This is a genomic window from Brevibacterium sp. FME17 (assembly GCF_014897515.1).
Lineage (GTDB): Bacteria > Actinomycetota > Actinomycetes > Actinomycetales > Brevibacteriaceae > Brevibacterium.
Genome location: NZ_JABUYD010000013.1, coordinates 102955 through 114047, shown reverse-complemented (window position 1 = coordinate 114047; position 11093 = coordinate 102955). Strand labels below are relative to the sequence as shown.

Annotated in this window: 11 protein-coding genes; 10 read left to right on the top strand and 1 reads right to left on the bottom strand. The window is 61.9% G+C overall.

Annotation, left to right across the window (positions count from 1 at the left end):
• Positions 1 to 97: 97 nt before the first annotated feature.
• The 10 genes from INT40_RS13115 to INT40_RS13070 all read left to right on the top strand — a co-directional run bounded on the left by INT40_RS13115 (position 98) and on the right by INT40_RS13070 (position 10212).
• Positions 98 to 346: a hypothetical protein gene (locus INT40_RS13115; protein WP_193072051.1), complete on the top strand. Its 249-nt coding sequence runs from the start codon at positions 98 to 100 to the stop codon at positions 344 to 346.
• Positions 343 to 1821, top strand: coding sequence for a tyrosine-type recombinase/integrase (locus INT40_RS13110; RefSeq protein WP_193072052.1), 1479 nt, complete (start codon positions 343 to 345; stop codon positions 1819 to 1821). Before INT40_RS13115 ends, INT40_RS13110 begins: the two co-directional genes overlap by 4 nt.
• 36 nt (positions 1822 to 1857) lie before the next feature.
• Positions 1858 to 2163, top strand: a complete 306-nt coding sequence (locus INT40_RS13105; RefSeq protein WP_193072053.1) for a hypothetical protein — start codon at positions 1858 to 1860, stop codon at positions 2161 to 2163.
• Between the two features lie 30 nt (positions 2164 to 2193).
• Positions 2194 to 2511 carry a hypothetical protein gene (locus tag INT40_RS13100; protein WP_193072054.1) on the top strand — a complete coding sequence of 106 codons (318 nt, stop codon included), beginning with the start codon at positions 2194 to 2196 and terminating at the stop codon, positions 2509 to 2511.
• A gap of 379 nt (positions 2512 to 2890) precedes the next feature.
• On the top strand, positions 2891 to 4258 hold the full coding sequence (locus INT40_RS13095; protein WP_193072055.1) for a hypothetical protein: 1368 nt from the start codon (positions 2891 to 2893) through the stop codon (positions 4256 to 4258).
• Positions 4259 to 4438: 180 nt separating this feature from the next.
• Positions 4439 to 5788, top strand: a complete 1350-nt coding sequence (gene tig, locus INT40_RS13090; RefSeq protein WP_101574747.1) for a trigger factor — start codon at positions 4439 to 4441, stop codon at positions 5786 to 5788.
• Positions 5789 to 6106: 318 nt separating this feature from the next.
• Positions 6107 to 6703, top strand: a complete 597-nt coding sequence (locus INT40_RS13085; protein WP_101574746.1) for an ATP-dependent Clp protease proteolytic subunit — start codon at positions 6107 to 6109, stop codon at positions 6701 to 6703.
• Positions 6704 to 6729: 26 nt separating this feature from the next.
• Positions 6730 to 7371, top strand: coding sequence for an ATP-dependent Clp protease proteolytic subunit (locus INT40_RS13080; RefSeq protein WP_101574745.1), 642 nt, complete (start codon positions 6730 to 6732; stop codon positions 7369 to 7371).
• Positions 7372 to 7622: 251 nt separating this feature from the next.
• Complete coding sequence (clpX, locus tag INT40_RS13075; RefSeq protein WP_101574744.1) at positions 7623 to 8909, top strand: ATP-dependent Clp protease ATP-binding subunit ClpX; 1287 nt, start codon at positions 7623 to 7625, stop codon at positions 8907 to 8909.
• Between the two features lie 13 nt (positions 8910 to 8922).
• Positions 8923 to 10212, top strand: coding sequence for an MFS transporter (locus tag INT40_RS13070; RefSeq protein WP_193072056.1), 1290 nt, complete (start codon positions 8923 to 8925; stop codon positions 10210 to 10212).
• Between the two features lie 91 nt (positions 10213 to 10303).
• Here the strand turns inward: INT40_RS13070 and INT40_RS13065 are convergent, their stop codons facing one another.
• On the bottom strand, positions 10304 to 10993 hold the full coding sequence (locus INT40_RS13065) for an AIM24 family protein (RefSeq protein ID WP_193072057.1): 690 nt from the start codon (positions 10991 to 10993) through the stop codon (positions 10304 to 10306).
• Positions 10994 to 11093: the final 100 nt, after the last annotated feature.

Below are 11093 nucleotides of genomic sequence, written 5' to 3'. Positions count from 1 at the left end.
CACCAGGATCACGAATCCCGCTAGCTCGGGTGTCCACAAAACCAGGCTAACCTCAAAATGACCTAACTCGACTGGCCGGGTTCGGAAAGATCACGCCATGTCCACCGCGCACACAGCGTTCAGCATCACCGACCTCTACACCGGCCGATCATTCACCTACGTCCCCGGCGACGGGGCATCTCTGGCCACACTCTTTCCCGAAGCCACCGACAACACTCTCTACGCGCTCGAAACCGTCACCGACGTGCTCGATGCTGGATATCTGCCCGACACCGACACACTGGCATTCCTCACACTGGTCGTCACCCCCGAAGATGACACCGACGAGCCTGGGGGTGTGTTGTGACGGCGCGGGCGGTGTTCGGGGCGATTGATCGTCTGCCGTCGGGGCGGTTCCGGGTCCGCTATACCGCTCCCGACGGCACCCGCCATAAAGTGCCGGGCACGTTCGGCACCCGGCAAGAGGCCGAAGCCGTGCGCGTGCGGGTCCATGCCGAAGTGCTGGGCAACAATCCCGTCATCGCGAAGCCGTCGGCAATCACCGTCGGTCAGTACCTGTCCGACTACCTTGACCACGCTCGGGCGACGCTGCGTCCGCGCACCCTCGATCTGTATCGGCGTACCGCTGATTCGTGGATTCTGTGCCCGGTCGGGACGACGACCCCGGTTGATATCTCGACGGTGACCGTCCAAGCCCTGACCCCGGGATTCGTCCGTACTTGGTATGTCGCGCTGCTCGACGGCACCCGCGCTGCTGCTCTCGATCAGTCGGCTACGTCCCGACGCGGCCCGCATCCGGCCCGGGCCTGGGCGATGAGTCACGGATTCGACGTGGCCCCGACCGGCAAGCTGCCGACCGATGTGCTCGACGCGTGGACTGCCGCCGGTTCACCGGCCCCGCCGGTGCCGACCACGGCGGGGGAGTACCCGGGCCGGACCGCTGCTGCTGGTGCCTACCGACTGCTGCGGACCGTGCTCATGCAAGCCGTGCGCGATGGTCTGATCACCGCGAACCCGGTCCACGTCAAAGGGGCGGGCACGGCTCCGCACCCCGAACGCCGACCCCTGACCGCGACCGAAGTGGTGGCCCTGGCCGATGCGATGCCCGACCGGTACCGTGCCGCCGTGCTCATCGCCGCCTGGTCGGGACTACGCCCCGGCGAAGCATTCGCCCTGCGCCGGGGCGACCTCGACCTACACGCCGCGACTGTCACCGTGACCCGTACCCTGGTCGAAGTTCCGGGCGAACCCGTCGTCTATGGTCCGCCGAAGTCCGCCGCTGGCCGACGCAACGTGAACCTGCCGCGTTCAATCTTGCCGGTCCTGGCCGACCATCTCCACCAGCACACCGGCATCGACCCCGATGCGCTGATGTTCACCACCGGCCACGGCAACCCTGTCACCGCGTCCACACGGTCCGGGGTGATGCGTCGGGCACGACTGGCCATAGACCGGCCCGATATCGCCTGGCATCACCTGCGCCACACCGGGGCGACGCTGGCTGCGCAAGCCGGGGCGACTCAGGCTGAGTTGCAAGCCCGGATTGGTCACTCCACGGCCCGGGCTGCTGCGATCTATCAGCACGCCGGAAACGACCGCGACCGTGCATTGGCCGACCGGCTCGACCAGCTCACCAGCACTTCATCGCCGACACCGACAGACCCGACCCCGACCGGGCCGAGCACCCCAGCGGCTGATCCCGAACCGAGCACATCGGAGACGACCGGAGCCTACACGGACACTGCTCGTGCTCAGAATCGACGGGCATCGGCTGCGCTGGCATTCGGCACCCGGCGCGGCCACCTCGCCGCAATCAGCTAACCCCACCACCAACCGACCGAACGAATGGAAACAACCATGACAACCAAACACGACCGTTTTCCTTGGAGACTTGAGCTGCGTCGAGTCCCGCTCGACCGGCTCGAATCCCACAGGGACTATCTTGCCCGCAGGCTCGACTACATCACCGGCGACGACTACACCGCACTGGTCACCGAGTACCGCGCCACTGCCGCCGAAATCCGCCGCCGCTACCGCACCGCCGAGATTGAACGCGCCCAGAGGGCCGAACGCTTCCACCCCGACCACTACCAACCGCCTGAACACCGCCCCCGGCGCGGACGCAAACGCCGTCGCCGGTTCAATCGCAACCTGCCGCACTGACCACAACCACCACCGAAAAGAACACAAATCATGAAACACCGCAAACTCCGCCCCCGAGGACTCTCCGCGCAGGTGCTGCGCACCGCCACGACCACCGCACTGCTCGCGCACCTGCAACGACTCACCGCCGCCGACTTCCCCGCCGGTTACCACCGCCGCGACCGAGAGGCCCGCATCGTCCGCGACGAACTCGCCCGCCGCCACCGGGCCGACCTCGACGCTCGCCCCCGGCACAGCGTGCCCGGTTCCTCACCGCTCGATCCCGAATCCATCCGCTTGGCTGCTGCCCTCGACACCGAACCACCGCGCCCAGCGGACTCGTCATCGTTGCCGGACACCGATTCGTGACCGCAGCCGACACGGCGTGACCTAACATGACCGAACCCTCTAGAGCTCAGTGTGTATAGTTAGGTCATATAAGGTCACGTTTGGTCCGAATACACACACAGGACCCGGCCTGACCTGGGGCGACACAGAGGGCAACAGGAATCTTCCAAACTGATGGTGCGAGTTCGATTCTCGTCATCCCCTCCATTTACCGGTCGGACCTGATGGTCCGGCCGGTTGTTTCGATTCTCGAACCGATTTGCTCCACTCCATCGCGGGCTCGGATAGAATTCAGTACCGCCCAGCATCTTGTGCTCGGCATTTCTCACCAACCCTGTGCGACCGAGGTGGCACCCTTCGCTGCTGAAGGTGACCCACGGCAGAAAGCCAGCCCCCAGATATGACCTCCGAACCTTCGCAGCCCCGACTGCACCTGCCACGGCCGAACCGTCGTCAGGTTCTGACCGGTGCATTGACCGGTGCCGGTCTGCTCGGGGCAGGGTTCGCGACATCGTCTGGCACCGACATCCTCGCCGAGGTGGGCCGAAGTGATCCTCTGCGCTCCGTCACCGTCGTCTTCACCTCGGCGGCCTCTCGCGAAGGTCTAGACATCGACATGGCGCAGCGGTTGGAGCCCCACTCACGTGTCCTGCCCGACGTCGACGATGCCGGCCCGGCATCCCGACAGCGGGAATTCCTCGACCGGTGTGCCCCGTGGATCACTCACCTGCCAGAGCATCGACGCGATCTTGCCACCTCGGCGCTGCTCGATCTGTGGGTTCTCACCGACTCGCTGCCGGCGACGGTGGCCAGCTGGGATCGGCCGTGGCGATACATCTGGCCGCGCGATGCGGCATTCGCTGCGGTTGCCTTGGCCCGGATCGGTTCGATCGACCTGGCGTGGAAACATCTTCTTCATCTGCAGTCGCTGCAGTTTGAAGACGGATCGTTTGCGGCACGATACATCCCGGGTACCGGGAAGGCCCCAGACGAGCGCCCGTCGCAGTTCGATGCGATCGGACTCCTGCTCTGGGCCGTCAGCGAGGTCCACGCTTCGGCGGTCAGCACAGAGGGAGAGCACGTTGAGATCGTCGCGCTTGAGGCCATGACTCCGATGCTGCGACGATCATCGCGGCGCCTCCTCCGCCTCACGAAGCAGGGCAGCGCTCTGCCACCGGTGTCCTCCGACTACTGGGAAGTCAGCGAATCCCAAGTCACTCTTGGTATTGCGGGGCCCACTCTGCTGGGTCTGCAGGCACTCGTCAGGCTGGCCGGGCACAGCAGCGGTATGTGGGGGCACATCGATGGGGGAGTTGACGCCCTCGGAGAGAGCTGCGCGGCGTACGAAGCCACATTCTCTCGAACATTCATTGCCAATGGACTGCAGCGCTACCCGACCTCGGGAGGCCTCGATTCGGCGGTCGCTTATCTGCCCGCAGCTGGGGCGGGCCTGGGCCTGGACGAATCGACGCTCGATCATGTCTGGGACAGGCTGAGCCAGCCCGCAGGCGGGATCAAACCCGGCCACGGTTGGATCTTCGATCAGACGAGCTGGACGCCGTCTACGTCTCTGATGGGACTCGGGTTCGCCAGAATCGGGGCCAGGAAGCAGGCTGATGAAGTCCTCAACTGGTTGGGGCGCCATCGGACGCAGGCCGGCTCCTTTCCCGAGAAGGTCAGCGCAGAAGGAGCTGCACTGTCCGTGGCTCCTCTGTCATGGACGGCATCCAATGTGATCATCACACTCGACGAGCTTCACTGCCCCTGATTGCGCTCCTCGCGAACTCGTGCCCTGCAGTGTCCTGCCTTTTTCGTGTTTTGTCCCGTGTTTCGCGTAATATGGGTGACTGCGTCTTGCGGACGTGCGCGATCTCATCGTGGACTTTCGCTCCCTCCAGGTCACCAGATGACCGAATTAGCATGACTGTCGAAATTGAAAGGTCGCACTGTGAAGAGCTCCGTCGAGCAACTCGACCCCACGCGGGTCAAGATCAGCGTGGATGTCCCATACGCCGAACTCAAGCCGAGCATCGACGAGGCATACAAGACCATCGGTGGCCAGGTGACTATCCCGGGCTTCCGCCAGGGCAAGGTCCCCGCGCGCATCATCGATCAGCGCGTCGGCCGACCCGCAGTGATCCAGGAGGCCGTGAACAACGGTCTTGACGGCTTCTACCGCGAGGCTGTCGAAGAAAACGATCTCAAGCCACTGGGTCAGCCAGAGGTTGAGATCTCTGAGGTCCCCGGCCTCGACGGCACCGAAGACGGCGACCTGACCTTCACGGTTGAGGTTGACGTGCGTCCGAGCATCGAACTGCCTGCCTACGACACCATCAGTGTTGAGGTCGACCCGATCGAGGTCACCGATGAAGACGTCGATGCCGAACTCGAGCAGCTGCGCACCCGTTTCGGAACCCTGAGCTCCGTTGACCGTCCTGCAGCCAAGGACGACTTCGTGACCCTCGATCTCGTTGCCACCATCGACGGTGAAGAGATCGACACCGCTTCCGACATCTCCTACCAAGTTGGTGCCGGAACCATGCTCGACGGCATGGACGAAGCTCTCGACGGCCTGTCGGCAGGCGAGACCACGACTTTCGAAACCACCTTCGCAGGCGGAGAGCACGCTGGCGAAACCGGTACCGTCTCCATCACGCTCAGCGCCGTCAAGGTTCGCGAACTGCCAGAGGCTGACGATGACTTCGCGCAGCTGGCCAGCGAATTCGACACGATCGATGAGCTGCGCACAGACCTGCGTGAGCAGGCTGCTAAGCAGAAGGAGACCGACCAGGGTGCCCAGGCACGCGACAAGGTCCTCGAATCTCTGATCGAAACCCTCAACGTGCCGGTTCCTGAGAAGGTCGTCACCGACGAGGTTGAGCGTCATCTCGAGTCCGAGAGCCGCGTGGACGACGATGAGCACCGCAAGGAGGTCACCGAGGAGACCGAGCGCAACCTCCGCACTCAGTTCATCCTCGACTCGATCGCCGAAGCCGAAGAGGTCGAGGTGACTCAGCCTGAGCTCATCGAGTACCTGATCTCTGCTTCACAGCAGTACGGCATGAACCCGAACGAATTCGCGCAGATGCTCGACAGCTCGGGACAGGTCAACGCCTTGGTCGGAGAGGTCTCGCGCCGCAAGGCCCTGGCCGCTGCACTGGCTGGTGCTGTCGTCAAGGACACTGCAGGCAACGTCATCGACATGGAAGAGTTCACCTCTCCTGCTGAGGAAGAGGCACCTGAAGGTGCCGAGGAATCAGACGCGACTGTCGTTGCTGAAGGCGACGACGAGAACTGATTTCGCACCGCCTCGGCGGTGACAGGGCCGACAACGGTGGGCACGGGAGATATTCCGTGCCCACCGTTTCGCTATTCTGTGACCACCCATTCGCAAATGTGGACCGGTCGGCCCCAGTCGGCTGCACTCCGGCCTGTCCCGATTCGGCTGGCCACAATTGGGGCGGCAGGTGCGAGCTCAGACTTGGGCGAATTCTGTGCCCGATCACGCTGATGGCGAACACAGGCGCTCCGACGGACTAAATCCGACCGGTGAGCAGTTAGAGTCCATATCAAGCCAACCAAAGACCAACAGGAGTGAAACGTGAGCGCACATGAAATGACAGCGCCCGTCGGCCTCGACGCCGGTGGGGCAATGGGTCTCGATGACCATATTTTCAACCGCCTGCTCAAAGAGCGCATTATCTGGCTCGGTTCGGAAGTGCGTGACTCCAACGCCAACGCGATCTGTGCACAGATGATGCTGCTGGCTGCAGAGGATCCCGACGCGGACATCTCGCTGTACATCAACTCCCCGGGTGGCTCGGTCACCGCGGGAATGGCGATCTACGACACGATGCAGTACATCAAACCGGACGTGTCGACAGTGGCGATGGGCATGGCAGCTTCTATGGGACAGTTCCTGCTGTCCTCCGGTGCTCCGGGCAAGCGCTACGCCACACCTCATGCTCGTATTCTCATGCACCAGCCTCTGGGTGGCATCGGTGGTACAGCCACGGACATCAAGATCCAGGCTGAACTGATTCTGCACATGAAGAAGCAGATGGCCGAGCTGACCGCCGAGCAGACCGGCAAGTCGCTCGAGCAGATCCTTAAGGACAACGACCGCGACCACTGGTTCACCGCCGAAGAAGCCCTGGAATATGGCTTCATCGACAAGATGGTGGCCCGTTCGTCCGACGTCACCGACAACTGAGTGGGAGCCAAGGAAGAATGAATTCAATGAACTTTATGCCAGGGTCCACCGCCGGCAACATGCCGCAGTCCCGCTATGTCATGCCCCAGTTCGAAGAGCGGACTCCCTACGGTTTCAAACGCCAGGACCCCTACACGAAGCTCTTCGACGATCGCGTGATCTTCCTGGGAGTCCAGGTCGACGACACGAGCGCCGACGACGTGATGGCCCAGCTCCTGGTCCTCGAATCACAGGACCCTGACCGTGACATCACGCTGTACATCAACTCACCGGGCGGTTCGTTCACTGCGATGACCGCGATCTACGACACGATGCAGTACATCAAGCCGGAGATCCAGACGGTCTGCCTCGGTCAGGCCGCCTCGGCTGCTGCCGTTCTGCTCGCAGCTGGTACTCCGGGCAAGCGTTTGGCTCTGCCCAACGCTCGAGTCCTCATCCACCAGCCGGCGATGGAGGGTTCGGGCCAGGGCCAGGCCTCTGATATCGAGATCCAGGCCGCAGAGGTCTTCCGGATGCGTCAGTGGCTGGAGACGACCCTATCGAGTCACTCCAACAAGTCACCGGAGCAGGTCTCCAACGACATCGAGCGTGACCTCTTCCTCACCGCCGAACAGGCGAAGGACTATGGACTCGTCGATCAGGTGCTTACCTCCCGCAAGGCGGTCTGAGGCACACCGACAACTTCGGGCCCGGACAGTCGTCGACTGTCCGGGCCCGATGCCGTCTGTGCTGTGAAGTTGCCACAGGGTGAAGCGGCGAGTAGTTTGGGCCTTCTCGACAGCGTGGGTGCGTTCAACTTCTCCGACACACCGAATAGCGGTGCTGACGGCTCATGTCAGTCCCGTATGGGAAGCTATTGAGGTACAGGAAACACGAGCGGTAGAGTTGGGGCCAGGTGCCCCGGCGGAAGGTTGTGACAGTGGCTCGCAGTGCGGACGGAGCAGACCTGCTCAAATGTAACTTCTGTGGGAAATCCCAGAAGCAGGTTCGGAAACTCATCGCCGGACCTGGAGTCTACATCTGCGATGAATGCATCGGGCTGTGCAACGAGATCATCGAAGAGGAACTCAGCGAAGGCACCGCCGAGCATACCGAGATCGAGTTGCCCAAACCGCGCGAGATCTTCGACTTCCTCCAGGAATACGTCGTCGGTCAGGAACCTGCTAAGAAGGCCCTGTCCGTTGCCGTCTACAACCATTACAAGCGGATCCGCTCCCTGCAGAGTGACGAAGACACGAAGACTCTGGGCTCAGACGACACCGAAGTCGAGATCGCGAAGTCCAACATCCTCCTCGTAGGCCCCACCGGATCCGGCAAAACCTATCTCGCACAGTCACTGGCGAAGAGACTCGATGTGCCCTTTGCAGTGGCAGACGCGACAGCACTGACCGAAGCAGGATACGTCGGCGAAGATGTCGAAAACATTCTGCTCAAGCTCATCCAGGCCGCGGACTTCGACATTCAGAAGGCCGAACACGGCATCATCTACATCGATGAGATCGATAAGATCGCTCGCAAATCGGAAAACCCCTCGATTACCCGCGATGTCTCCGGCGAAGGCGTCCAGCAGGCGCTGCTGAAGATTCTCGAGGGTACACAGGCCTCCGTGCCGCCACAGGGCGGACGCAAGCATCCGCACCAGGACTTCCTCCAGATCGACACCACGAACGTACTCTTCATCGTTGCCGGCGCATTCGCAGGCATGGAGGAGATCGTTGCCGGCCGAAAGGGCAAACACGGCATCGGATTCGGCGCACTCCTGCAGTCGAAGAACGACGAAGAAGACCTCTACGCCGATATCCTGCCCGAGGATCTGCTGAAATTCGGGCTCATCCCCGAATTCATCGGGCGGCTGCCAGTGCTGGCCACCGTCTCCACACTCGATCGTGCCGCCCTGATATCTATCCTCACAGAACCGAAGAATGCTCTGATCAAGCAGTACCAGCGCATGTTCGAGTTCGACAATGTCGAACTCCGCTTCGAGACCGACGCATTGGAAGCCATCTCCGACCTCGCGCTCCTGCGCGGCACCGGGGCACGTGGTCTGCGGTCTATCTTGGAAGAGGTTCTGCAGTCGGTCATGTTCGATGTGCCCTCCCGGGAGGACATCGCCGAGGTGGTCGTGACCAGAGACGTCGTGGAAAAGAATGCCGCCCCGACGCTGGTGCCTCGCGAGCAGCCTCGAACATCCAAAAAATCAGCCTGACCCGTCTCATTAGATGAGGCTGTTCGCTGACACCCGGCCTCTGAAATACGTCAACTTCCGTCGGCTGTGGTTGGCCAATATAGTCACCGTCATCGGTGCTCAGATGACGGTGGTTGCCATTCCCGCGCAGATCTATCACATCACCGGATCCTCCGCCTACGTGGGTCTCAGCGGCGTCTTCGGTCTGATTCCCCTCGTCATCTTCGGGCTTTGGGGTGGTTCACTGGCCGACGTCATCGACCGTCGCAAACTGCTCATCATCTCCACTGTCGGGCTGATCATCGCCAGCTCACTGTTGGCTCTCATCGCCTTGACGCAGCTGGACAACGTGTGGCTGCTGCTGTGCGTGTTCTCCTTGCAACAGGCCTTCTTCGGCCTCAACCAGCCGGCTAAGGGTGCTCTCCTTCCGACGATCATTCCGCTTGAGCTTCTTCCTTCTGGCAACTCGCTCAATATGACTGTTATGACGCTGGGCGCCGTGGCCGGACCGATCATCGGTGGGGCACTGATTCCGGTCGTCGGCTACCAGATGCTCTATGTCGTCGACGCACTGTTCCTGGCGACGACTCTCTACGCGGTGATGCGTCTGCCTGCATTGGTGCCTTTGAAACAGCCCGACACCCGCTCCGGTTTCAAGGGAGTCATCGACGGCTTCCGCTACTTGGGAACGAACACCGTGGTCATGGTCTCGCTGCTGGTCGACGTGATCGCCATGGTGTTCGGTATGCCCAGGGCACTGTTCCCACAGATCGCGGCCGAGACCTTCAATGGACCGCCCGCCGGAGGCATTGTGTTTTCGCTGCTGTTCGCATCCTTGGCGGTAGGCAGCGCACTGGCAGGAATCTTCTCCGGTTGGGTCTCCCGCATCGAACGGCAGGGCCTGGCGGTGATCACTTCGATCATCGTTTGGGGTGTCGCGATGTCGCTGTTCGGCCTGTCCTTGGAGTTCGCCTCCGGGTATTGGACGGCAGCCCTGATCTTGGCACTCCTCGGTCTGGCCATCGGCGGCGGCGCCGACATCATCTCCTCTGCCTTCCGCTCCACGATGCTGCAGGAGGCTGCCAGTGATGATATGCGTGGACGCATGCAAGGTGTCTTCATCGTCGTGGTCGCAGGCGGGCCCCGCATAGCTGATGTGCTGCATGGGACGGTCGCTGAGTTCACGAACACGACGGTTGCCTCCGCCGGAGGAGGCCTCATGGTCATCGTGCTGGTCCTCGCCTGTGCGCTCTTCTTCCCGACGTTCCGCCGTTACCGGGTGGAACGTGGGGGAGAGCAGCAGTCGCGCACGTCGGTGACCTGAGGGGTCTAGTCGAGAAGACGTTTAGTCGAGACAGCGAACCCGAGGTGGCCCGGAAGTTGATCCGGGCCACCTCGGTCTCGTATGAGCCTGATCAGGCTTGAGGAGTGTACACAGCATTCTCAGCGGGCTGGACGACGACGAATCCGGGGCCGTGGAAGGCAAGCTGGATCGATTCGCCCGAGCCACGACCGAAGAAGGTTCCCACGCTGACATCCGTCTTGATCTGCGGTGCCAAAGACGAGGACCAGCACACCGCGGCCTGCGGGTCGACGAACGTCGGCTGCTGGGAACAGTCGAGGACCATCGGTTCGCCCTTGCAGCAGATGGCGGCGGTGCCTGCGCCGCTGAGTTCGAGGTTGAACAGGCCTGAGCCGCTGGCCATGGCTCCTATTCCGCCCTTGATACGTTTGATCTCCCAATTGAGGGCATCATCGAAGGCCAGCAGGTTCGCGGTATTGACCGTCAGTGCATCCTGCTGGCCTTCCAACGCCATCATGAAGATGTTCGAGGCCTCACGCGCGAAGAATACTTCGCCATGGCCCTCGACCTTCATCACATTGCCGCCCTCACCTGTGGCGGCCTTCTTCATGAACTGTCCCACCGACTTCGAACCCTGGTGAGCGAAATGGACATCGCCCTGATACGCAACCATGGCGCCTTTCGTAGCGATCATGGGTGTATTGGGCGTGATGACTGTGCGCAGCATCTTGTTCGACTGCAGAGTCCAGCGTTCCTGGTTCTGGATCTCTGCATTTCGCTTGGAAAAGAGTTCACTTCTCATAGTTCAAGGGCCTTTCGTCCATGAAGAAGCCATGCACTCCTTCAACTATCGAATCCATCGTATGTGTCCGGACCCCATAGAGACCGGAGAACTCTGTGTT

Bases quoted from the DNA above. Each gene is read 5' to 3' on its own strand.
- INT40_RS13115 (WP_193072051.1), top strand. From the start codon at position 98: ATGTCCACCGCGCACACAGCGTTCAGCATCACCGACCTCTACACCGGC.
- INT40_RS13085 (WP_101574746.1), top strand. From the start codon at position 6,107: ATGACAGCGCCCGTCGGCCTCGACGCCGGTGGGGCAATGGGTCTCGAT.
- INT40_RS13095 (WP_193072055.1), top strand. From the start codon at position 2,891: ATGACCTCCGAACCTTCGCAGCCCCGACTGCACCTGCCACGGCCGAAC.
- INT40_RS13105 (WP_193072053.1), top strand. From the start codon at position 1,858: ATGACAACCAAACACGACCGTTTTCCTTGGAGACTTGAGCTGCGTCGA.
- INT40_RS13070 (WP_193072056.1), top strand. From the start codon at position 8,923: ATGAGGCTGTTCGCTGACACCCGGCCTCTGAAATACGTCAACTTCCGT.
- INT40_RS13065 (WP_193072057.1), bottom strand. From the start codon at position 10,993: ATGAGAAGTGAACTCTTTTCCAAGCGAAATGCAGAGATCCAGAACCAG.
- INT40_RS13100 (WP_193072054.1), top strand. From the start codon at position 2,194: ATGAAACACCGCAAACTCCGCCCCCGAGGACTCTCCGCGCAGGTGCTG.
- INT40_RS13080 (WP_101574745.1), top strand. From the start codon at position 6,730: ATGAACTTTATGCCAGGGTCCACCGCCGGCAACATGCCGCAGTCCCGC.